Below are 22775 nucleotides of genomic sequence, written 5' to 3'. Positions count from 1 at the left end.
CGTGTCGTTAACTAACAAAAGTTTGAAAATATGATTTAAAAGTCAGAAATTGTACCATGATTGAAAAGGAATATCTAAACCTTTACATGATATTGCTCCATCCTTCGTTCTACTGAAAATATAGGTAAGCTATGAGAAAAAATAAAACTATCCTTTGGTACCTGGTTATCGCACTGACAATAGTAGCGGCGGGTTGTAAAGAAAAGGTACCACCCCTTTCGGAGCGCATTGCCAAGGCCTGGTCACCTCAATCTGTCACGGAGGGTAGTACAGTGGTATTTACGAAGGGAGGAGCCAATAACACCCGCCCCGGTTACGCCAACTGGCGCCTTACGCTTAACAGCTCAGGTACCGCTACTTATACAGAGTTTGACAACAATACATTTACAGGACAGTGGGAAGTACAGGGCGATAATCGTCTGATCCTGAAAAACCTGAATCCGCAGCCAACCGGAACCGGCGGTACCATCGAATTCACAATCAGTGATTTTACCGATGCCGGCATGACCTTAACCCGTACCACAACCAGTACAAAAACGGGTGGAACTATCAACAAGTACACACTTACTAACCCATAATCACATAAATTCTTGAACGGAGAAGCCGCCTCAGCCTGAGGCGGCTTCTTGCTGTTTTTGGCTATCTTTGTACTATGACACAATCACGAACTGAAATAGCTACTCTCGGTGAGTTTGGCCTGATTCACCGGCTCAGCGAAGGGTTTCAACCCGCTTTACCCGATACCGTACGGGGAATTGGCGACGATGCCGCCGTTATGGACCTGGGTGGAGAATATGGACTTATCACTACCGATATGCTGGTGGAAGGCGTACACTTCGACCTGGCGTTTTCGCCCCTCCGGCACTTGGGCTACAAAGCCATTTCGGTCAATGTATCGGATATAGCCGCCATGAACGGCATCCCGCATCAGGTGGTAGTAGGGTTGGGGCTAAGCAACCGCTTTTCGGTAGAGGCCGTAGAAGAGATCTACGCGGGTGTGAAAGCCGCCTGCGAAGATTTCAAGGTGGATCTGGTTGGAGGTGATACTACTTCGTCGCGCTCCGGACTGATTATCTCGGTGACTGTATTTGGTAAAGTAGCCAAAGAAAAAGTCGCTTATCGCAATACCGCCCGTCCTAACGATATCCTGTGCGTTACCGGCGACCTGGGAAGCGCCTACATGGGCCTACAGATACTGGAGCGCGAGAAGCAGGTATATATGGCTAATCCCAATATGCAGCCTGAGCTTGAGGGAAAAGATTACGTAGTACAGCGTCAGCTGAAGCCCGAAGCCCGGATGGATGTCGTTTATGAACTGGAAGAAGCGGGCGTAGTACCTACCTCCATGATTGACGTATCGGACGGACTGGCTTCCGAGATACTGCACATTTGTAGTCAGTCAAAGGTAGGAGCCATACTGGTCGAGGAAAACCTTCCCATTGATGAGCAGACCTTCTTGGTAAGTACCGAGTTGAATCTGGATCCAGTTACGGCGGCTATGAACGGCGGTGAAGACTACGAGCTGCTGTTTACCATCCGGCAGGATGACTACAATAAAGTGAAGAACAACCCCAAGATCAGCTTCATTGGCTACATTACAGACAAAGCCGGTGAGGTCATCTTAAACACCAAGGGCGGCAACCGTTATCCGATTACCGCCCAGGGCTGGAATCATTTCTCCTGATTCATTAATACGTATCAGGAAAATTTGGAGTGAAGCTGCTTGGCATCCGCCACAAACTCTTTGACCCGTTGCTCCTCGTCTTTTTTACAGATGAGGAGCACCCCGTCGTACTCCGCTACGATGAAGTCCTCAAGGCCGTTGATTACTACCAATTTATCTTTGGGCGTCTTAACAATACAGTTCTGCGTGTTATACAGCAGCAGTTGACCATCTGTAACATTGTTGTGCTGGTCTTTGGATGATACTTCGTACAGCGACTTCCAGGTACCCAGGTCCGACCAGCCAAAGTCACTTAGTACCACGTGTACATTGTCGGCTTTTTCCATGATACCGTTGTCTACCGATATATTGCCGCAGTGTGAGTAAGCCTTATTGATAAAACCTGCTTCCTGATCAGTAAAAAAGGTGCGTTCACCATCTTCAAAGATCTCAGCAATCTCGGGAATGTACTGCCGTATGGCCTGCTTAATAGCCCGTGCGTTCCACACAAAGATACCCGCGTTCCAGACAAAGTCTCCGCTCTCCAGAAATTGGACAGCCAGCTCATGGTGGGGCTTTTCGGTAAATGTTTTTACTTTCTTGACAGTACGCTTGTCGGGGATATACTGGATATACCCGTAACCCGTGTCAGGGCGGTTGGGCTGGATACCCAGCGTCACCAGTATATCCTCCTGGCGGGTAGAGGCCAGGGCTACTTTGATGGTATCCCGGAATACATTCTCTTTCAGTATGATGTGATCAGCGGGAGCTACCACAATATTGGCATCGGGGTTCTTAGAGGCTATTTTATAGCTGGCATAGGCAATACAGGGAGCAGTATTACGGCGGTAAGGCTCAAGCAGGATCTGATCTTCTTTGATCGCTGGGAGCTGTTGTTGTACAAGCTCCTGGTACTCATTACTTGTAACTATATATATATTTTCGGGGGGACATACTCCTTCAAACCGCTCTACTGTTTGCTGAAGGAGTGACTTACCAGTACCCAATACATCATGAAACTGCTTCGGAAAGGTAGTGCGGCTAAAAGGCCAGAAACGTGATCCTACTCCGCCAGCCATGATTACTACATATGTATTTTGCATAAAAGGCGTGTCTGTTAAGGGTTAATAAGTGTTGACAAAGCTATCATTTTTCAATCAATTGAATAGTAAGGATAATGGTTATAAGTATAATGATGTACTACTATAAATGTACCTACCACACGGAATAAAGCCTCGTTTAGAACCACATTTTGCATTAGTTAGGACATAAGCGTGATACAAAATTGCATATTTAAAAGAATATTGAGAAAAAATATAAAGTATTCGCGCTTCTAATTAAATTACACTGCGTATATATCAAACTATAACTCAAAATTAACCCTCAGGGATTTATGCAAAAAAAAATTACTATGCGAGCATCGTATTTTACGATGCTCTTATTTATGTGGGGCAGTATAGCCGCTTTTGCTCAGGTAAGGATAGCCGGAAAAGTAACTGATGGCTCTTCGCGAGAGCCTCTGGCTGGAGTGAGTATTCAGGTTAAAGGTAAAGTAATAGGTACCATTACAGATACGGACGGTAAGTTCAGCCTTACGACGGCTACTACCCCGCCTTTTACAATTGTTGTTTCATCAGTAGGGTACGAGACCCAGGAGGTAGAGATCAATAATGAACAGAGTAATCTGGACATAAGCCTCAAGGAGCAGGCGATCATGGGGCAGGAAGTCGTAGTAGCGGCCTCACGGGTAGAAGAGAGCATCATGCAGGCACCGGTTGCCATCGAGAAGATGGATATTCGCGATATTCGCTCGACACCTTCGGCCAGCTTTTACGATGCACTGTCTGGTCTGAAAGGGGTGGATATGACTACGCAGGGACTACTCTTTAAGTCTATTAATATGCGTGGCTTTGGCTCGACCGGAAACCCTCGGGTAGTACAGATGATTGACGGGATGGATAACTCCGCACCAGGTCTCAACTTCCCTGTGGATAACATTGTGGGTATGCCCGAGCTGGATGTGGAAAGCGTAGAGGTACTACCGGGAGCAGCCTCTGCTCTCTATGGCCCTAACGCTATCAATGGCCTCATCCTGATGAATAGCAAGAGCCCTTTCCTATATCAGGGATTGAGTGCCAGCGTTAAAACGGGTGTTATGAGCGCCAGCAATCGTGATCAGCAGATTACTCCATTTAACGATGTGTCTGTACGGTACGCTAAGGCATTTAATAATCGTTTTGCTTTTAAGGTTAACCTTTCCTACTTACAGGCTAAAGACTGGCAGGCTACTAACTACACCAACCTGAACGTGGGAGGGGTAGAGAATGGTACGCGCGGTACCGGCGTAGATACTGATTACGATGGGGTAAATATATACGGCGATGAGGTACAGGCTAACCTTAATACAGTAGGTCAGACGTTGGCCTCCTTAGGCCTCTTACCTACTGCTGCTGTGGCACTGTTGCCCAACACCAATGTAAGCCGCACGGGTTTTTATGAAAAAGATCTGGTTGATTATAATACCAAAAGCTTTAAAACGAACGTAGCGCTCCACTACCGCCTGAATGAAAAAGTAGAGGCTGTAGGGCAGATAAACTACGGGTATGGAACTACTATGTATACAGGGGTAGGTCGCTACTCCCTGCGCAACTTTAACCTGACGCAGGCTAAGCTGGAACTACGTGGAGATAACTTTACAGTACGTGCCTACACGACTCAGGAGCGCTCCGGACAATCCTATGTAGCGGGGCTTGCGGCTGTGGGCATGCTTAATGATATAAAGAATCATCCTATCTGGTTTGGTGAATATGCGGGGGCTTTTGTACAGGCGCGTACACAGGGTGCCAACGAAGATATGGCCCATGCGGCGGCCCGTCAATTTGCGGATCGCAACATGCCTCAGCCTGGTACAGAAGCATTCTCTACATTGCTGGACAAGTACCGTAACCTGCCCATTACAGAAGGGGGAAGCGGCTTCCTTGATAAGACCAATATGTACCATGCCGAAGGACTCTACCAGTTCAAGGAAGAGATTAAGTTCATGGACTTATCGGCCGGAGCTAATATCCGTCAGTACCAGCTCAGGTCAGGCGGTACTCTTTTTTCTGATACCAAAGAGGGGCGTAGTGGTACGATCGGTATTACCGAATACGGTGCATTTGTACAGGCTGGCAAAAGCCTTCTTCAGGACCACCTGAAACTTACAGGCTCTCTGCGGTACGACAAGAACGAAAACTTCAAAGGGCAGTTTACGCCACGGGTATCGGCTGTAACTACCTTTGGACAGCACAACGTTCGTCTGTCATATCAGACGGGTTTCCGTATTCCTACCACACAGAACCAGTACATCGACCTGGCTACACCGGCTGGAGTACTTATCGGTGGACTACCTGAGTTCAATAGCCGCTATAACCTGGGTAATGGTATTCTACGGCAGAACCTCGATCCCGCTGTGATTGCTTCGTATGCAACTCAACCCGCGGTAATTGCGGCGGCTACTCAGTATGCCACCCAGGCCATCACCCAACAGGTTACCGCTGCTGTTACCGCACAGGTCAACGCTGCGGTAGCCGCCGGTCAGATACCTAACAATCCAACGGTTATTGCTGGCGCTATTCAGGCCGGGGTAGGTTCTGTGCTGCCCGGAGCACTTCAGGCTAATCTGCCTGGAGCTGTAAAACAGGTAATTCCTGCCTTTGCCCTGGCAGCTCTGCCTAAGTACCAGGAGCCTGAACTCAAGCCCGAGCGGATTGCTTCCTATGAGATTGGCTACAAAGGTATCATTGGCAGAAAGCTATATATAGATGCCTACTACTACCTGAGTAAGTACACCAACTTCATCGGGGGAACAGTAATTATAGTGCCTACGGCACCGGCCGCTCCCGGCTTACCTATCGAGTCAGGCGTAGCAAGTGCCAACACCCGGATTGCCTACTCCAGACCAGCTAACAGCAATGAATCTATTACGGTACAGGGCTACGCTATAAGCGCCGACTATTCATTACCTCACAGCTTCTTTGTGGGAGCCAATATGGCTAACAATGAGCTAACCAACTATGTACCTACACCCGAGCAGCAGTTCTCGGCGTTTAATACGCCCCGGAACCGCTATAACCTGAAGTTTGGAAAGCGCATTGGTAGTGGTGAGCGCTTTGGCTTTAACGTCCAGTTCCGCCACCAGGATAGCTTTGTGTGGGAGGCCGGATTTGTGCAGGCTACTACTACGGGTGTAGATCTGTTTACTAATACCATAGTACCGGCTATCAATAACCTGGATGCTCAGGTAAGTGCTAAGCTACCCGGCATCAAGTCTATATTGAAAGTAGGAGGTACTAACCTGTTCGGTAAGCCCTATGTGCAGGCGTATGGTAGTGCGGCGGTAGGCTCCATGTATTACGTATCCCTTACTTTTGACGAACTGTTGAATCGTTAATAGGAGAGGTTCTTCTAAAACAGAAAAAGGACGCAGCCTACACTGCGTCCTTTTTTGTTCTGGAAAGTAAAAGCTTCTTAGAGAGAAACTTTCTTGTTGTCTCCCTGGTCGTACCGATCTCCGGTTGCCAGAGCCTTGGCTATTTTATAAGCCTGTACCATTCGGGACGAATTACCATCCCAGTACTCAGCTTCTTTGATATCTACTTTGAGCAGTGCCAGTTCCGGATCTTCCAGCCCTTTGGGAAACCAGGCTTTCAGGATAGGATTCCATAGCTCTTCTATCTTTTGGCGATCAGTAACGACACTGGCTGTACCGGTTATTGATACATACGTTTGTGAGCCTCTATCAGCATAGCTTACATTGATATTGGGATGCTGTTGTAGTTCTTCAACTTTGGGCGAGTGCTCATTCGTAAAAAACCAAAGGCAGCCGTCAGCGTCAAATAGCTGCGTCTGCATGGGACGGCTACGGTGGTCGCCATTGGGTTCCATGGTTACGACCATGGCCACTTTAATATCTTCAATGATATCTTGTATCTTCTTTACATCAGGGTGTGCTACCTCTTCCGTTTTCATAATATATCCATTTTGTTTTACCCAAAACAGATAATAAAATAGTGCCAGCGGCTAATAATAAGTGAATCAGCAGGAGATTATACCAGTAGTATAGCCGGCCGGCAGCGCCTGTTGACAAATATTCCCAGCGCGCCAGTCGCTGGTACGAAATCATGAAGAACGTCATTAAGTTATTATTCCTTCGGACCAAAGGCTAGATCACCGGCATCACCTAATCCAGGCACTATGTAGTAGTGTTCGTTGAGATGGTCGTCAACGGCACCCAGCCATAAGCGGCATTCCGGCATACGACTGCGCAGAAACTCTACTCCCTCCGGGCTGGCAATGACAGAGGCTATATGAGTCTGGGCCGGTATACCAAAGCGGAGCAGGGCATGGTACACTTTCTCGAGCGAGCGCCCCGTAGCCAGCATGGGGTCCATCAGGATGAGCGTCTTCCCCTGCAGGTTGGGGCTGGTAATATAGTCCATCTCAACGCTGAACTCATCGCTATTGAGGTGATGACCACGGTAAGCACCAATAAATGCATTCTCGGCCTGATCAAACATATTCAGAAAGCCCTGATGAAAAGGCAGACTGGCCCGCAAGACTGTAGCCAGCACTACCGGCTGCCGCAGGGTCCGCGCAGGAGCAACTCCCAGAGGAGTTTGTACCTTTGCGGGGCCGTAGGGCAATGTTTTGGAAATCTCATACGCCAGTAGCTCTCCCAGCCGTTCCAGATTGCGACGGAATCGGATACGGTCTGTTTGAATGGAAACATCTCTTAATTCGGCTAAAAATTGATCAGCAATGGAGTGTTTCTGAGAGAGGATGAACATAGCGTTAAGTAGGTTTAAGAAAAAACAGTAACGATTATACAAATTGTTACCTAATTTGGCACTTTAAAAGGCTAAAAAACTCATTGGCACCCTTAGTTATTGTGGAGAAACCCAGTGCAAGAAAAGGATTACCCATCTTATGATCCAAAGATACAGTACGTTTTTAATTATTCTGTGTGCTCTATTAGGAGGTGTGCCCTCGAGTCAAGCTCAAAGTACTTTTATTCCTCTTAACGATGATTATCATCATCTCATCGACCGGCTGGAAATCAAGCGAGGTAAGCTTTCAGAGGGGTTTCACTACGGGGTGAAGCCTTTCGAGCGGAGAGCGGTGGTGCAGCTTACCGATAGCATACTAAAATACGGCGGAGTAGGCCTGACCGAAATAGATCGGGCCACCATACGGTACCTGCGCGACGACAGCTGGGAGTGGACCTCGGATACCATCAGGACCTACTACAACAGTAATCCGGCTCGTCTGGGCTCCCTGCCTTATTCAAAAAAAGGCGAGCAAAAGCTTTGGCGCCATCCGGCTGACCTCTACAGCGTCCATAATGAGGACTTCGACCTGCATGTTAACTTTGCTACCAATAACATCTACGGGGTTGAAAATAATACCAATTCGGCCCTTTGGTTTACAGGCCGTGGTGTGGAGATCCGCGGGATGATAAATCAGAAGCTGGGCTTTTATACCTATATAGCCGATAACCAGGGCACTTTTCCTGAGTACGTGCGTAACTACTTCTCGCAATATATCGACGACTATACCAATACCTATACATTTCCGGGTGAAGGCTTAGCCAAACCTCTTCGACGGACAGGCGTAGACTTTATGTCGGGGCGTGGCTATATTACCTTCCGGCCCATCAAAAATATTAGTCTGCAATTCGGGCACGACCGTAACTTCATCGGGAGTGGTTACCGGTCCATGCTGCTGTCCGACAACAGCCCCCCCTACCTGTTCCTGCGACTCGATACACAGATAGGACGCTTTCGCTATACCAACCTCTGGTCTAGCATGATCAACTCACAAGGGGCTTTTAGGGGGGATCTGCTCCGGGCGCGTAAGTACTCGGCCATGCACCACCTGAGTATCAACCTGACCGACCGCTTTAACCTGGGTATATTCGAAGCGGAGGTATTCAGCCGGGGGGATAGTACGGGTAACGGCGGCTTTGATCTCAACTACCTTAATCCGATTATTTTTTATCGCTTTGTGGAGTCTTACATAGGTAGTGAGGACAATGCCCTGCTGGGCTTTGATTTTCGCTGGCTCCTGGCGCAGCGGGTTTCGTTGTACGGGCAGTTTATGCTGGATGAGTTTCTGACCAAGTACTTTTTTACCAACCAGGGCTCCTGGACTAAGAAGTATGGTCTGCAACTGGGAGGAAAATACGTGGATGCCTTCGGAGTACCTAACCTGGATTTACAGGCTGAATACAATATTGCCCGCCCTTTTATGTACTCGCACCGTGATGGAGGACGTAATTATGCTCACTTCAGCCAGCCACTGGCCCACCCGCTGGGTGCCAACTTTGTGGAGGTGCTGGGTATAGTGCGTTACAAAGCGTCACCCCGCCTTACAGGCTACTTCACAGCCATGTGGTCAGACAAAGGGCTTGATTCTTTCGGCAGAAACTGGGGAGGGAATATCCTGCTGGACTACGAAACCCGATTCCGGAGTTTTGGTAACTATATAACCCAGGGCAGATCAGCCATAACCACACTGGGTGACCTGAGAGTGTCTTATATGCTGGCGCATAACCTGTTTTTGGAAGGTCGCTACCTGGGGCGTCGCACCAACTATCGGCGCGAGCCCGACCACAAGACCAGTATGGCTACAATGGCCCTACGGTACAACATCCCTTACCGACAGCAGATCTTTTAGCTTCTATATCTTTCAGACTTACTTAGCCATACTAGCCCATGATGTTTCAGGATACTATTACGCAGCAGTTAACCGAATCGCAGCGTGTACTTACTACTTTTCTGAGCGATCCGGCTCATATAGAAGCCATAGAGAAGGCGGCTACTCTGATGGCCGAAGCCATCAAAAGCGACCGCAAGATTATCTCCTGTGGTAACGGGGGCTCGCACTGCGATGCCATGCACTTCGCCGAAGAGTTATCAGGTCGTTACCGCGACAACCGTCGTTCTTTGCCGGCTATTGCTATCTCGGATGTCAGCCACCTGAGCTGCGTCGGCAATGACTATGGCTTTGAGTACGTCTTCTCACGCTACGTAGAAGGCCTGGGGCAAGCCGGTGACGTACTATTAGGCATCAGCACCAGCGGAAACTCGGGCAACATCATCAGAGCTGTAGAGGCTGCCCGCGCCAAAGGAATGAAAGTAATAATCCTGTCGGGAAAAGACGGTGGAAAGCTGGCCGGATTGGCTGATGTCGAGATCCGGGTACCCCACTTCGGCTACGCCGACCGTATTCAGGAAATTCATATCAAGGTAATACACATCTTCATTCTCCTGATTGAAAAGATGGTACTGGGGGAATGAGGGGAGCTATATGCTTTATGCTCTAAGCCTTAGGTGTTCCACCATTTAAAAGCTTAGAGCCTAAAGCCTATTGCTTACAGCTTTATTTATTTCGTCCTTTTCATCGTCCACTTAATTCCCTCCAGGACGTGCTTCATGAACAGGGGCTCCTCGTATGACTCGTTGGTGTGACCACCACCGGTATAGAAAGCGCGGCCGCCGTCGTACTCGTGGTACCATATGAATGGATGGTTACGTCCGTTGCGTCCTCCCTCATAGGTTGATTCGTCAAGCGTGGCCAGTACTTTGATACCGGGCTGGATGCTTTTGTAGCTGTACCACTCATCAAAGCGCTTCCAGCGCTCGGGCAGGAAGCGGACCGTAGGGTGCTCCCGGTTCCAGACGTGGACAACGGCATTCTGCTGCTTAGGGTGGTGCAGGAAGTAAGCGCCAACCAGCTTATTGTACCAGGGCCACTCGTACTCCGTATCAGCGGCAGCGTGTATCCCTACGTAGCCACCTCCTTTTTGAATATACTGTTCAAAGGCTGCCTGCTGCTCCTGATTCAGGATATCGCCCGTAGTACTTAGGAATACGATGGTCTTGTACTTGCGCAGGTTGTCATACGTAAAGACAGAAGCATCCTCCGTGGTATCTACCCGGAAGTTATTTTTCTGACCTAGCTGATAAAGAGCAGCCCTGCCGGTCGGGATGGACTGGTGGCGGAAGCCGGCCGTCTTTGAAAATACCAGTACGGCATCTTTGGTAGTCGATCTTCTGGATTGTGCAGTACTCGTAAATGCCACAGAAGTAACGCAAAGCAGAATAAGCAGCAGATAAATGTGTTTCATGAGTTCTTGTTTGTAGTGTTACTAATAAAGCAGAAATAGAGAGCCAGCTACTATTATTTTCTGCGCTTCATAGCCCAAAGTATACCCTCCTGTACGTGTTTCATAAACAGAGGCTCCGAATAGGATTCTTTGGTGTGGCCACCGCCGGTGTAGAATGACCGGCCGCCGTCAAACTCGTGGTACCAGGCAAAGGGGTGGATGCGGCCGTGTTTACCACCCTTATAGCTGCTTTCATCCAGTGTAGCTATCACCTTGAGGTTCGGTTGCATATCGCGGTAATTGTACCATTCGTCGAAGCGGTTCCAGCGGGCGGGTAGCACGCGGGTAGCCGGATGTTCGCGGTTCCAGACGTCAATGGAGGCATTCTGAGGCTTGGGATGGTCCAGGAAGTAGGCTCCTATGAGCTGGTTGTACCAGGGCCACTTGTACTCGGTAGTTGTAGCACCATGAATACCCACGAAACCCCCGCCTTTGCGGATATACTCCTGGAACGCCTTTTTCTGCTCCTCATCAAATACTTCCCCCGAGGTACTCAGGAATACAAGGGCCTTGTATTTGCGTAGATTGGCAGGTGTAAAGGCCGAGGCATCTTCGGTTGTATCTACCCGGATGCCTATCTGTTTGCCCATTTTGAGCAGGGCCAGTTTTCCGTCCGGGATGGACTGGTGACGAAAGCCTTTGGTCTTCGAGAATACCAGGATGGCATCCTTGCGGGGTGGATTGGGTGAAACAGCATCAACAAAAGCAAAGAGTACTATCAGGGAAAGCAGAGAGACTAGTAGAGATTTCATAATGCGATAAATGGACTTGGACTACAAGAGAAAGCCGTACAGTAGGTTGGCCTTACTTGCATAAGTACTCGTTTTTTTACAGACTTACCAAACTAAACTAATCAACTATACCATGAGAGTAAGGCCCGCCGCCCTGATTATAGCTAATGATGCCCTGCTTACGATGCAGTACCGCTACGGTAACACCGATGTATATATGTTGCCCGGCGGTAATCCCGATCCGGGCGAGGACCTGAAGGAGGCACTGCAACGGGAGCTGCGCGAAGAGCTGGGGGTAGAGGTACAGGTGGGAGAAATGGTCCTGTGTGGTGAGGTGATTGATTGGGGGGGTAAAGAAGATACCCTGCACTGTGTCTTTGAAGTACTTGATGTTGCGGGTAAGCCCCGACTCAATCCTGAGCATACAACTGCTGGTGCTATAGCCTGGGTACCTGTTAGTGAACTGCAAACCCAGATAATGTACCCGCAGGTAGGTAGTAAACTCCAGGCTTACTTGGAAGGTACATTACCTTCAGCTCACATAGGTAGAATAGAACAGCCTTTTGTATAGATGATTACTATAAAAGTGACACCGTGTCACTTTTATGCAAAGTTAGAGTAGATGAAATTTTTATAACTAATTATATAGTTTTATAACTAATAATTTAGCTATATTTATTGAGCAACTAGTCTTCTACTCTAATAAGCATCTGGTATGATACATAACTACCTGAAAGTAGCCCTCAGAAACCTGATTAAGCACAGGTACATTTCGCTGATCATGGTAGGTGGGTTAGCGGCCAGTATGGCGGCTTTTCTACTGATTACCCGGTATGTATTCTATGAACTGAGCTACGATGCCTTCCACCAGAACGCAGATAACATCTACCGCATCAGGCTGGATGATTATAAGAACGGAGTACTGACCAACAGCAGTGCTATCAGCTACTACGCCGAAGCTCCTGCTATAAAGGAAGCTTTTCCGGAGGTTCAGGACTTTGTACGATTGCACGAGGCCAATGGCATGATCAGCTACCAGAGTGGGGCAGGAGAAGTGGTTAGTTACCACGAGAAGAGGGCGTTTTATACGGATTCTTCATTTTTCAATGTGTTCTCCTTTTCCCTTATCAAGGGCTCGGCGGACCGGGTACTGCGTCGGCCGGAGTCAGTGGTTATATCCGAGTCCATGGCGCAGAAGTACTTTGGCCGGGAAGACCCCATTGGTAAAACCCTTACCTTAAACTCAAACTGGAAAGGAGGTACCTACGTGGTAGAAGGAGTATTTACAGATTTTCCTCCAAACAGCCATTTCCATTTCGACTTTCTTTTTTCGATCCAGAATCTGCTCACCAACCAGCAGTTTGCCAATGGTGGATGGTACTGGACCAACTTCTACACCTACCTGCTCTTAACCCCCGGTACTTCAGCAGAATCCCTGGAGAACCGACTGCCCGGCCTTATTGAAAAGCATATTGGAAACATGCTGAGAAAGTACAAGGTAGAACAGAGGTTTATCTTACAACCTCTACGCGACATTCACCTCTACTCCCGAATGCCCTCGGAAATCGAGTCCAACGGTAAAATAGAGACTGTTTATATTCTGGTGCTGGTGGCCCTGCTCATTCTGTCGATTGGGTGGTTGAATTATATAAACCTGACGACTGCTCTGGGGATCGAACGAACTAAGGAAGTAGGAATCAGAAAAGCGCTGGGATCGGGCAAGCAGCAGTTGGTCAGGCAGTTTTTATTTGAATCCTTCGTGGTCAATGTCAGCTCGCTCTTTTTCGCCGCTATCCTGTTTGTACTGATACTCGCTGTCTTTGATGGTTGGATTCATACCCCCATCGGGTATACGCTGTTTCAGCAGCCTGTTTTCTGGGTGGTCGCGCTTGTCATTTTCGGCCTGGGGTTCTTTCTCTCCGGGTTCTATCCTGCCTTTATCTTGTCTTCCTACAAGCCCATAGTCGTTTTGAAAGGGCGAATTTCCCGGCAGGTGGGGGGAGAGTTACTCCGCAAGGGCCTGGTAGTGTTTCAGTTTACCGCTTCGGTGGTTCTGATTATTGCTACCATCGTGATCAATCAGCAGCTCAACTTCATGCAGAACCAGGATCTGGGTATGAACATTGAGCAGAAACTGGTGGTGAAAGCACCCAAGGTACTGCGGTCGGAAAGTTTCACAAACGAACTGGCTCTTTTTAAGGAAAGGGTAGGAGGGAATGCGGGAGTCAGGAACATAACAGCTTCCTCAGAGATTCCAGGACAGGAAATTTTCTGGACCCAGGAGTTGAAGCGCTTTCAGGATACCGGTGCTGATTTTAAGTTGTGCAGCGTTCTGGCCGTAGATGAAGATTTTATATCCGCCTACGAGATAAAAGTACTGGCAGGCCGAAACTTCCACGACAACCTACTACTTGATGATGGTGCCGTTATCATCAATCAGACCGCGCTACGTGCCTTTGGCTTTCCGACGCCCGAAAGTGCAATCAATCAGAAAATAGGAGATATTAATCCGAAACGGATCGTAGGGGTTGTGCAGGACTTTCACCAGCAGTCTCTGAAAATGGTAAATAGCCCCATCCTATTTTACCACATACCCTGGAACAGTGAGTACCTGACCATTACGCTACAAGGCAATACCCTGCGCAGTACCATACCCGCTATTGAGGCTACCTTTCAGGAAGTATATCCGGGTAATGCGTTTGAGTACTTCTTTCTGGATGACCACTTTCAGCAGCAGTACGAGTCAGAGGAGCGACTGGCTAAGCTATTCAGTTGGTTCTCACTATTAGCGGTAGGTATAGCCTGTCTGGGGCTGCTGGGGCTGGCTATGTACACGGCCAAAAATCGTACAAAGGAAATAGGCGTCCGCAAAGTGCTAGGTGCCAGTATAGGAAGTATTGTGGTGTTACTGTCAAAGGATTTTCTCAGACCAGTAGGGCTGGCCGTAGTACTGGCTTCCTGCCTGGCGTGGTATGCTATGGATCGTTGGCTGCAGGATTTTGCAAACAGAATCGAACTGGCCTGGTGGGTATTTGCCTTAGCGGGTGCTTTGGCGGTAGGTATTGCCCTGATAACCGTTAGCTTTCACAGCATCAGGGCGGCGATGATGAATCCGGTGAAGAATCTTCGGTCGGAATAGGCAGCCTTACCAGTAGTTGTACTTGCTCTTAAAAAAGAAAAGGTACTTAGAACTCCTTTCAGACTCTAAGTACCTTTTTATATTGATTATTCGATTACGAATTAAGCCATTTCCATTTTATTGGCGTTACGCTTACGATCGTTTTCGTCTAGATAGATCTTACGCATCCGGATGCTCTGAGGCGTTACTTCCAGGTACTCATCCTTCTGGATATATTCCATAGATTCTTCGAGCGAGAAGTTGATCTTCGGAGCGATACGCAGACCGTCGTCCGAGCCGGAGGCACGCATGTTGGTCAGTTTCTTGGCTTCCTGCAGGTTCACTACGATGTCGTTAGGACGATTGTGCTCACCTACTACCTGACCACCGTAAATCTCTTCGCCTGGCTCCACAAAGAAGCGGCCGCGATCCTGAAGTTTGTCAATGGTATAACCCGTTGCCATACCGGTTCCTTTTGAGATAATAGAACCACTGATACGACCCGGAATAGGTCCGCGGAAAGTATCAAAGCTCTTGAAGCGGTGCGTCATTACGGCTTCACCCTGGGTAGCAGTCAGTACGTTGGAACGCAAACCAATCAGACCACGTGAAGGAATCTCAAACTCAAGGTGCTGCAGGTCGCCCTTTGGCTCCATAATAAGCAGTTCGCCCTTGCGCTGGGTAGCCAGTTCAATTACCTTACCGGCAGACTCTTCGGGGACATCTACTACCAGGGTCTCGATAGGCTCGAGGCGCTGACCGTTTTCGTCTTCCTTGTATAGTACCTGCGGCTGACCTAGCTGTAGTTCGTAGCCTTCGCGGCGCATAGTCTCGATAAGTACCGACAAGTGCAGGATACCCCGTCCGTATACCAGGAATTTATCTTCGGTATCGGTAGGCTCTACGCGTAGGGCAAGGTTTTTCTCCGTTTCCTTCATGAGGCGATCACGCAGGTGGCGCGACGTTACGAATTTACCTTCCTTACCAAAGAACGGTGAGTTATTGATAGTAAAGAGCATATTCATGGTAGGCTCATCTACCGCGATACGTGGAAGCGGCTCAGGGTTTTCAGCATCGGCAATTGTATCACCAATCTCGAAATCCTCAATACCGGTTACCGCGCATATATCGCCCGCAGATACTTCACTTACCTTCTGCTTACCAAGTCCTTCAAATACATTGAGTTCCTTGATCTTTACTTTCTTGATTACTCCATGCGCTTTGCAAAGAGCAATGGTAGAACCTTCTTTCAGCGTACCACGCAATACACGTCCGATCGCGATACGACCTACGAATGCGTTGTAATCCAGTGAAGTGATCTGCATCTGTACAGTACCTTCGTTCATTGGTGCCGGTGGAATCTGCTCAATGATCGTATCCAGCAGGAAAGTTATATCCGAAGTTGGAGTCTGCCAGTCCGGACCCATCCAGCCCTGCTTTGACGAACCGTATACCGTTACGAAGTCAAGCTGGTCTTCGGTAGCACCCAGGTTGAACATCAGGTCAAATACACCTTCCTGTACTTCCTCGGGGCGACAGTTTTCTTTATCTACTTTATTTACCACCACGATAGGCTTGAGACCCAGCTGGACAGCTTTGCTCAGTACGAAGCGCGTCTGTGGCATAGGACCTTCGAAAGCATCCACAAGCAACAGCACGCCGTCGGCCATTTTGAGTACACGCTCAACCTCACCACCAAAGTCGGCGTGGCCCGGTGTATCAATTACGTTGATCTTTACATCCTTGTAGCGTACCGATACGTTTTTGGAAACGATGGTAATTCCACGCTCACGCTCAAGATCGTTGTTGTCGAGAATCAGGTCGTTAAACTCCTGATTGTCGCGGAATAGCTTTGAAGCATGAATGATTTTGTCAACCAGCGTAGTTTTACCGTGGTCAACGTGCGCAATAATTGCGATGTTACGAATGGATTGCATGTATTTTATTACTGTTTTCAGTTCTAATAGATAATCGGGCAAAAGAGTTCAGCCTGCTACTCTGACCACCAGGGCTTCATTATGAAGCTATTACTCAAAAGGCCTTTTTACCCAAATAAGCCGCAAAGGTACGGACTTTATTCTCTGTATAACAGTTTTTTACAATTTTAAATCCATTGTTTTTGAAAAAAGAGTGATTAATCTGAGAGAAATGCAAATGGGATGTTAAGCCAGTGTTAAGAAAGGTCCAACTCAGACTGTACCACCGGCTGAGTCCACACAGCTTCCCAGCCAAGCATAGCCTGCTTGCGGGCCGTGCCCCAGCGGTAACCGCCCAGCCCTCCTACCTTCTGTAGCACCCGGTGGCAGGGAATAAGGTAGGCTATCCGGTTGCTGCCGATGGCTGTACCCACCGCGCGTTGGGCAGTCGGTTGTTCAATGTACTGCGCCACATTATCGTAGCTCACCATCTTCCCGAAGGGTATTCGCAGTAAGGCTTCCCATACCTTGATCTGGAAGTTAGTACCCCGCAGCAGCATGGTAATAGGACGATCTGATGTAGCGTCGGTGGAGTTGAAGATCTGTTGGATCAGGGGGAGGGTATCGTCAGGGGCCTCCTGCCAGGTGGCATTATGCCAGTCGGTGCGTAGTTGTTCCAGTATAGTAGCTCGATTTTCATCTTCCACAAAGCGCAGATCCGTAATACCCCGCTCGGTCATAGCCAGCAGGCACGCGCCAAAGGGCGTCTCGTGGAAGGCGTAACGTATAGTCAGGCCTTCGCCCTTCGCCCTAAATTCGGCGGGAGTCATGGCTTCGTAGGTCACAAACAGGTCGTGCAGGCGGCTGGGGCTGGAAAGGCCCGAGGCGTAGGTAGCGTCAAACAGATTCACCTCCCGGACCAGTTGTTCCTTGGCAAACTCCTTGGTCAGGTACCGCATAAAGCGCTGCGGACTAGTACCCGCCCACCTACTGAACAGCCGAGTAAAGTGGTACTCAGACAGCGCCACATGATCCGCGATCTCCCGCAGGCTGGGTTGCCGCTTATAGTTCTCCCCGATATAGCGGATGGCTTTTTCGATGCGCTGGTAGTCCAGTAGTTGGCTGTTTAGCTCTTCCATAGTAGTAGTCTATTTACCAATCAAAGGTACTAGAGTGAAGAGAGGCTTCCAATCCGAATTTTGCTATATTAACGTTGTTGTCGTGGAGTCGCAACCGCCGTCAATGGCAGAAACCACAAAGATGTGACTCGCCGGACTTTGCCTTTTTCTTTAAGGAAGCTTTACCTACCCAAGGTTATTTTAGTTAGAGAGCCAAAAGAGAATCCAGGTAATTATTAGATACTAATTCCGACGGACGTTTGGCGTTAGCAGTTATTATATTTCCCTTTTTATCAATCAGGATGTATCTGGGAATTCCACTGATTTTATACAAACTAGTAATCATGTTTGAGTCTGCTACAAACTCAGAGTTTTGTAGACCGTGTAATCCTTTAATTTGTACATTTTTTCTCAAAAATTTCTTCCATCTCTCCCCATCCTCATCTATTGACACATAAAGGAATTTTAGATCTGGATGATTTGAATATTTTTTCGATAGCTTTTTGGAATATTTCAATTCATCTACACATGGCCCGCACCACGTTGCCCACACATCAATGTATACAAGATTTCCTTTAAGGCTGGAAGCGCTGAATGCTTTTCCATTCGTATCATGCATTTCTATGTCCTTCATAGGCATCCCACTTTTTAACTGATAGAAGTCGGTAAGCATATATTCCAACTCGGTCAAGTACTTTGATTGTGGATAATCCTTTTTAAACGAGTATACAAGCTTTGATCCTAAACTATAATCCATCTCCTCGCTATGTGACATTTGAGCTATAAACATAGCCATTAGCAGCTCCCGATAATCGTTCAATTTCTCGTCTCTGACCACCGCTCTCTTAATGTATTCATACTCCCCTGTTTTTACTCCATTTTCGTAACGGTAGTTCAAGATGCTAAAAAATATTGGCCACAACCTCATCTCTATGTACCATCTGTAATTTGGATACTTAATGTACTCAGGCTGTAAGCTGAAATCTTCAAACGCATTAGACAAGGTTGAATCTAAAACGACACTTCTACCCTTGATGTTTATCTCATCCCTATCGACTTGTGCGTCAAAATGCAAGCGTTGAGTAATTTCAAAAAGAGAAAAATAATCGATTAATATTTGTCGATAGTGATCTGAAATAGAATTGTCTCTTTCTATCTGCTTTTTTAATTCTGCGCCAAATGTTTTCAGGCTATCAAAATACACCTGTTGCTCTAATGAAGATGCAGTTTTATATCTCGAATAATTTGCGTTTACATATTTCTGTCCATCTCTTTGGGTTAAATTAATTTTATTGATATATGAATTGATGATTTTCAAATCCCCTTCAAAGGTAGGGAGTCCATTCTCAATCGTAAGTTCGATAGTAGATCCTGGCTCTAAGTACAGGGTCGTGAAGAATTCATAGTCACCAACTACCAATTGTGCATGGAGGGTGTCCTTATGGATAAATTCAATTCTTGCACGCCCTGAGGAATCAATCTGAGACTTATGAATTTCTTTAGGTCCAGAAGGTAACTCCCCGGTTATGGATAGAAACACCTCCATTCCAGAATATTCATGAGAAGAGATATTTAATTCGGTTTTATCCTCTTTCGAGGAAGAAATGCAACTGGCAACAAAGAGGATGGAAATGATCGTGCAGAGAATTGAAATGGGTGATTTCATGTGCTATGTGATTGTAAAAGCTGAATCAATATGGTGCAAATTCCTATATACATTACTATGAACTATACTATTTTAAGATACTTTAACTTTTTACCGTTGTGGGACTTATCTCCTATTACCGAAGAGCCTCCTTTACTACCTCTCCATAGCTATTGTATTTCTGCTTAACAGAAACCTCAGATTTATCTTTCTTACTTTAAATATGCCTTATCCGTTCCTTTTAATAATGGAGTGGTTGTTGTTATGCCAGATAGGCAGGTAAACCCAAGTACCCGATGCTTTATTTTGCATTCGCCTGCGGCTTTACTTTATTTGTTAAACAAACGAAGAACTGGTTTTCAGCGTTTGTATACTATTTAAGACGATACAACACCTATCAATGAACAAAAAACTAATCTGGGCGGGTATGCTGGCTACGGTGGCTACCGTAGCGCAGGCGCAGGATGTGGCCTCTAAGTACGCCGCCACCATTACTCCGGCTGACCTCAAGAAACACCTCGTAATAATAGCTTCGGATAGTCTGGAAGGCCGTGATACCGGCTCACCGGGTCAAAAGAAAGCGGCTGATTATGTATCGAAGCATTTCAAACAGTACGGCCTGACCCCCATCGCTACCGAAGCGGACGGTTCTAAATCATACTACCAGAAGTACAAGCTATACCGGCGCGGCTGGGGCGATGTATACGTGAAAGCAGGCGGTCAGAAGTACGATCTGAATAAAGATTTCTACCTGAGTGGCCTGCTGAGTACCCCCGGCGAGGTAACTGTACCTACCGTATGGGCGGGCTACGGGATTGACGGCACCAAGTACAACGACTACAATGGATTGGACGTATCGGGTAAAGCCGTAGTGGTATTTGACGGAGAGCCGAAGGATGAAAAAGACAACTACCTCATAAGCGGTGGCGCGGAAAGATCCAACTGGAGTGGCCCCTCCTCGTGGCAGCGCAAGGTAGCTACGGCCCTGAACAAAGGAGCCAAGTACGTATTTATTATCTCTGATAATAGTGGGTCAGAGTTTGATCAGGAGGTACGTCAGCGTTCGGTCATGGCGCGTCGGATCAACTCTATGACCATGAAGCCTATCGAGGAATCGCTGAGTAATACCGCTGCTTTCACCGTATCGCCTGAGATTGCTGCCGAGCTGCTCAAGACCAGCACCAAAAACCTGGATAAACTGAAGCAGGATATCAACAAGTCAGGTAAGACAGTGACCAAGGGACGTCCTGCGGGTAGTGTAATGCTGAAAGCGGAGCGCGCCAACGAGATCATCGAGACGGAGAACGTGGCAGGCTTCATGGAAGGTACTGACAAAAAAGACGAGGTACTGGTCATAACCTCCCACCTGGACCACATTGGTATCTCACCCGACGGACAGATTAATAACGGAGCGGATGATGATGGCTCGGGTACCGTATCCATTCTGGAACTGGCCGAAGCATTCAGCCAGGCCAAAGCAGCCGGAAACGGCCCTCGCCGGAGTATCCTGTTCATGACGGTGACAGGGGAGGAGAAAGGGCTGTTTGGATCGGAGTACTACTCTGAGAACCCGCTGCTGCCCCTGTCAAACACCATCGCCAACCTGAACATCGACATGATCGGTCGGGTGGATAAGACTCATGAAAACGATCCGAAGTACGTGTACGTAATCGGTTCAGACAAGCTGTCGTCGGAGCTGCACGCCATCAGCGAAGCGGCCAACAGCAAGTACGTCAACTACAAGCTGGATTATACGTTCAACGATCCCAAAGACCCGAACCGTTTCTACTACCGCTCGGACCACTACAACTTTGCGAGGAAGGGCGTGCCGGTTATCTTCTACTTCACCGGAGTACACGAAGACTACCACCGTCCTACGGATGATGTGGAGAAGATCATGTTCGACAAGCAGGCGCCTATTGTGAAACTGGTGTTCCATACGGCATGGGAACTAGCCAATCGTGACGCCCGCATCGTAGTAGATAGCAATAAACCTTAAGCCATGGCTGTACATCTGCCCGAAGCGTTTCGGGAACGAATGCAAGCTCAGCTGGGTGATAACTTTGAAGCTTTTAGGGCGGCTCTGGCAACGGAGCCGCCTGTTAGTATCCGTTTGAATCCGGCCAAACCGGTTGCGGAAGGCGACGTAGCCACCGGGCTGAGTCCGGTACTGTGGCACCCGCAGGGCTACTACCTGCCCGAGCGGCCGGTATTCACGCTGGACCCTGTCTTTCATGCCGGCGGGTACTACGTACAGGAAGCCTCTTCCATGGTACTGGAGAAGGTACTTCGTCAGGTATTCCCACGTCAGCACCCGCTCAAAGCCCTGGACCTGAGTGCCGCGCCCGGCGGCAAAAGTACCCTGCTGGCCTCCTGGCTACCGGAGGGAAGTCTGCTGCTGGCCAACGAAGTAATACGTAGCCGTGTCACTATCCTGAAAGAAAACCTGGACCGCTGGGGCTACTCCAATACCTTCACCAGTAGCTATGATCCGGAGTCATTTGTGGGTATGAACGGATATTTTGATGTGGTACTGGTCGATGCGCCCTGCTCGGGCGAGGGGCTGTTCCGGAAAGATCCGGATGCGGTGAATGAATGGTCGGTAGATCACGTGCAGATGTGTTCGTCGAGGCAGCGCCGTATACTCGCGGCAGCGGTGAAGCTGGTAGCACCTGGTGGCCTGCTGCTGTACAGTACTTGTACTTATAATGAATTTGAAAACGAGCAGAATGCCGAATGGCTGGCCCGTGAGCAGGGACTGACGCCCGTTGAGCTGGATTTGCCAGCGGAATGGGATGTCGTCAACAAAGGCATTGGTTACCAGATGTACCCACACCTGGTACGCGGTGAAGGCTTTTACTTCGCGGCTTTCCGTCAGGTGAGGGGGCTAGGTTTTCAGGGTAAGCAACAGCGTAATTTTACCAAACTGATTCCCCTCGGCAAGAGGCAGGAAGCCGCTATGAGTGACTGGCTGGAAAACGCGGACGAGTTTTTCTACCTGCAGCGCCCGGATGATACTGTGTTGATGGCACCGGCCTCCCTGCGTCAGGATTTGCTGATGATGGATAGAATCTTACCCCAGGGGGTATGGATGCGGGAGATCGGGCAGTTCAAAGGCAAAGACTTTATACCGGCTCATCCGCTGGCACTGAGTATCGACATCTCTACCGATCTGCCTTACGTGGAGCTGGATCGGGATCTGAGCCTTCAGTTTCTAAAAAAAGAAAATCTGGTATTGCCCGATGCCCCCAAAGGCTGGCTGCTGGCCCGGCACCGGGGCCTTAATCTGGGTTGGATGAAAAACCTGGGTAACCGGATGAACAACTACCTGCCCAAGGACTGGCGCATCCGGATGGATATTCGGGAAGTGTAGTTA

General features: G+C 48.4%; 17 protein-coding genes. 9 read left to right on the top strand and 8 right to left on the bottom strand.

The window, feature by feature from the left end; translation table 11 throughout:
* Nucleotides 1–131 precede the first annotated feature (131 nt).
* Together JUB14_RS17975 and thiL are read left to right on the top strand one after the other, a co-directional pair.
* Nucleotides 132–578: a hypothetical protein gene (locus JUB14_RS17975; RefSeq protein ID WP_207508010.1), complete on the top strand. Its 447-nt coding sequence runs from the start codon at nucleotides 132–134 to the stop codon at nucleotides 576–578.
* A 74-nt stretch (nucleotides 579–652) separates the two neighbouring features.
* The gene (thiL, locus tag JUB14_RS17970; RefSeq protein ID WP_207508008.1) at nucleotides 653–1684 is read left to right on the top strand and encodes a thiamine-phosphate kinase; all 1032 of its coding nucleotides are present in this window, start codon (nucleotides 653–655) and stop codon (nucleotides 1682–1684) included.
* A gap of 14 nt (nucleotides 1685–1698) precedes the next feature.
* Here thiL and JUB14_RS17965 read toward each other — a convergent pair whose 3' ends face one another.
* Nucleotides 1699–2766, bottom strand: a complete 1068-nt coding sequence (locus tag JUB14_RS17965) for a mannose-1-phosphate guanylyltransferase (RefSeq protein WP_207508006.1) — start codon at nucleotides 2764–2766, stop codon at nucleotides 1699–1701.
* 308 nt (nucleotides 2767–3074) lie between these two features.
* Between JUB14_RS17965 and JUB14_RS17960 the strand changes: the two genes are divergently transcribed.
* Nucleotides 3075–6095 carry a carboxypeptidase-like regulatory domain-containing protein gene (locus JUB14_RS17960; RefSeq protein WP_229367970.1) on the top strand — a complete coding sequence of 1007 codons (3021 nt, stop codon included), beginning with the start codon at nucleotides 3075–3077 and terminating at the stop codon, nucleotides 6093–6095.
* Nucleotides 6096–6172: 77 nt separating this feature from the next.
* Here JUB14_RS17960 and JUB14_RS17955 read toward each other — a convergent pair whose 3' ends face one another.
* Both JUB14_RS17955 and upp read right to left on the bottom strand, forming a co-directional pair.
* Nucleotides 6173–6673 (bottom strand): pyridoxamine 5'-phosphate oxidase family protein, encoded by a 501-nt coding sequence (locus JUB14_RS17955; protein ID WP_207508004.1) that lies wholly within the window; start codon nucleotides 6671–6673, stop codon nucleotides 6173–6175.
* Nucleotides 6674–6846: 173 nt separating this feature from the next.
* Nucleotides 6847–7491 carry a uracil phosphoribosyltransferase gene (upp, locus tag JUB14_RS17950; RefSeq protein WP_207508001.1) on the bottom strand — a complete coding sequence of 215 codons (645 nt, stop codon included), beginning with the start codon at nucleotides 7489–7491 and terminating at the stop codon, nucleotides 6847–6849.
* Between the two features lie 193 nt (nucleotides 7492–7684).
* On the opposite strand from upp, the gene JUB14_RS17945 reads away from it, so the two are divergent.
* On the top strand, nucleotides 7685–9379 hold the full coding sequence (locus JUB14_RS17945; protein ID WP_310586159.1) for a hypothetical protein: 1695 nt from the start codon (nucleotides 7685–7687) through the stop codon (nucleotides 9377–9379).
* A 38-nt stretch (nucleotides 9380–9417) separates the two neighbouring features.
* Nucleotides 9418–10002, top strand: coding sequence for a D-sedoheptulose 7-phosphate isomerase (gene lpcA, locus JUB14_RS17940; protein WP_207507999.1), 585 nt, complete (start codon nucleotides 9418–9420; stop codon nucleotides 10000–10002).
* An 86-nt stretch (nucleotides 10003–10088) separates the two neighbouring features.
* Here the strand turns inward: lpcA and JUB14_RS17935 are convergent, their stop codons facing one another.
* Nucleotides 10089–10832 (bottom strand): ThuA domain-containing protein, encoded by a 744-nt coding sequence (locus tag JUB14_RS17935; protein ID WP_207507997.1) that lies wholly within the window; start codon nucleotides 10830–10832, stop codon nucleotides 10089–10091.
* Between the two features lie 53 nt (nucleotides 10833–10885).
* Nucleotides 10886–11623 carry a ThuA domain-containing protein gene (locus JUB14_RS17930; protein ID WP_207507995.1) on the bottom strand — a complete coding sequence of 246 codons (738 nt, stop codon included), beginning with the start codon at nucleotides 11621–11623 and terminating at the stop codon, nucleotides 10886–10888.
* A gap of 112 nt (nucleotides 11624–11735) precedes the next feature.
* On the opposite strand from JUB14_RS17930, the gene JUB14_RS17925 reads away from it, so the two are divergent.
* Entirely contained in the window at nucleotides 11736–12173 is a 438-nt protein-coding gene (locus JUB14_RS17925; protein WP_207507993.1) for an NUDIX domain-containing protein, read from the top strand.
* 144 nt (nucleotides 12174–12317) lie between these two features.
* Entirely contained in the window at nucleotides 12318–14741 is a 2424-nt protein-coding gene (locus JUB14_RS17920; protein WP_207507991.1) for an ABC transporter permease, read from the top strand.
* A 101-nt stretch (nucleotides 14742–14842) separates the two neighbouring features.
* Here JUB14_RS17920 and typA read toward each other — a convergent pair whose 3' ends face one another.
* The 3 genes from typA to JUB14_RS17905 all read right to left on the bottom strand — a co-directional run bounded on the left by typA (nucleotide 14843) and on the right by JUB14_RS17905 (nucleotide 19420).
* Nucleotides 14843–16657 carry a translational GTPase TypA gene (typA, locus tag JUB14_RS17915; protein ID WP_207507989.1) on the bottom strand — a complete coding sequence of 605 codons (1815 nt, stop codon included), beginning with the start codon at nucleotides 16655–16657 and terminating at the stop codon, nucleotides 14843–14845.
* A gap of 236 nt (nucleotides 16658–16893) precedes the next feature.
* Nucleotides 16894–17775 (bottom strand): bifunctional transcriptional activator/DNA repair enzyme AdaA, encoded by an 882-nt coding sequence (locus JUB14_RS17910; protein ID WP_207507987.1) that lies wholly within the window; start codon nucleotides 17773–17775, stop codon nucleotides 16894–16896.
* A gap of 184 nt (nucleotides 17776–17959) precedes the next feature.
* Nucleotides 17960–19420 (bottom strand): TlpA family protein disulfide reductase, encoded by a 1461-nt coding sequence (locus JUB14_RS17905; RefSeq protein WP_207507984.1) that lies wholly within the window; start codon nucleotides 19418–19420, stop codon nucleotides 17960–17962.
* A 379-nt stretch (nucleotides 19421–19799) separates the two neighbouring features.
* Between JUB14_RS17905 and JUB14_RS17900 the strand changes: the two genes are divergently transcribed.
* Nucleotides 19800–21398: a M28 family peptidase gene (locus JUB14_RS17900; protein WP_207507982.1), complete on the top strand. Its 1599-nt coding sequence runs from the start codon at nucleotides 19800–19802 to the stop codon at nucleotides 21396–21398.
* A 3-nt stretch (nucleotides 21399–21401) separates the two neighbouring features.
* Entirely contained in the window at nucleotides 21402–22772 is a 1371-nt protein-coding gene (locus JUB14_RS17895) for a methyltransferase RsmF C-terminal domain-like protein (RefSeq protein WP_207507979.1), read from the top strand.
* Nucleotides 22773–22775: the final 3 nt, after the last annotated feature.

Source organism: Telluribacter humicola, assembly GCF_017355935.1.
Taxonomy (GTDB): Bacteria; Bacteroidota; Bacteroidia; order Cytophagales; family Spirosomataceae; genus Telluribacter; species Telluribacter humicola.
This window is presented reverse-complemented; position numbering and strand designations above follow the sequence as displayed.

What these genes read in the sequence shown, in the direction of transcription:
- JUB14_RS17975 (WP_207508010.1), top strand. Translation starts at nt 132, where the DNA reads ATGAGAAAAAATAAAACTATCCTTTGGTACCTGGTTATCGCACTGACA.
- thiL (WP_207508008.1), top strand. Translation starts at nt 653, where the DNA reads ATGACACAATCACGAACTGAAATAGCTACTCTCGGTGAGTTTGGCCTG.
- JUB14_RS17965 (WP_207508006.1), bottom strand. Translation starts at nt 2,766, where the DNA reads ATGCAAAATACATATGTAGTAATCATGGCTGGCGGAGTAGGATCACGT.
- JUB14_RS17960 (WP_229367970.1), top strand. Translation starts at nt 3,075, where the DNA reads ATGCGAGCATCGTATTTTACGATGCTCTTATTTATGTGGGGCAGTATA.
- JUB14_RS17955 (WP_207508004.1), bottom strand. Translation starts at nt 6,673, where the DNA reads ATGAAAACGGAAGAGGTAGCACACCCTGATGTAAAGAAGATACAAGAT.
- upp (WP_207508001.1), bottom strand. Translation starts at nt 7,491, where the DNA reads ATGTTCATCCTCTCTCAGAAACACTCCATTGCTGATCAATTTTTAGCC.
- lpcA (WP_207507999.1), top strand. Translation starts at nt 9,418, where the DNA reads ATGATGTTTCAGGATACTATTACGCAGCAGTTAACCGAATCGCAGCGT.
- JUB14_RS17935 (WP_207507997.1), bottom strand. Translation starts at nt 10,832, where the DNA reads ATGAAACACATTTATCTGCTGCTTATTCTGCTTTGCGTTACTTCTGTG.
- JUB14_RS17930 (WP_207507995.1), bottom strand. Translation starts at nt 11,623, where the DNA reads ATGAAATCTCTACTAGTCTCTCTGCTTTCCCTGATAGTACTCTTTGCT.
- JUB14_RS17925 (WP_207507993.1), top strand. Translation starts at nt 11,736, where the DNA reads ATGAGAGTAAGGCCCGCCGCCCTGATTATAGCTAATGATGCCCTGCTT.
- JUB14_RS17920 (WP_207507991.1), top strand. Translation starts at nt 12,318, where the DNA reads ATGATACATAACTACCTGAAAGTAGCCCTCAGAAACCTGATTAAGCAC.
- typA (WP_207507989.1), bottom strand. Translation starts at nt 16,657, where the DNA reads ATGCAATCCATTCGTAACATCGCAATTATTGCGCACGTTGACCACGGT.
- JUB14_RS17910 (WP_207507987.1), bottom strand. Translation starts at nt 17,775, where the DNA reads ATGGAAGAGCTAAACAGCCAACTACTGGACTACCAGCGCATCGAAAAA.
- JUB14_RS17905 (WP_207507984.1), bottom strand. Translation starts at nt 19,420, where the DNA reads ATGAAATCACCCATTTCAATTCTCTGCACGATCATTTCCATCCTCTTT.
- JUB14_RS17900 (WP_207507982.1), top strand. Translation starts at nt 19,800, where the DNA reads ATGAACAAAAAACTAATCTGGGCGGGTATGCTGGCTACGGTGGCTACC.
- JUB14_RS17895 (WP_207507979.1), top strand. Translation starts at nt 21,402, where the DNA reads ATGGCTGTACATCTGCCCGAAGCGTTTCGGGAACGAATGCAAGCTCAG.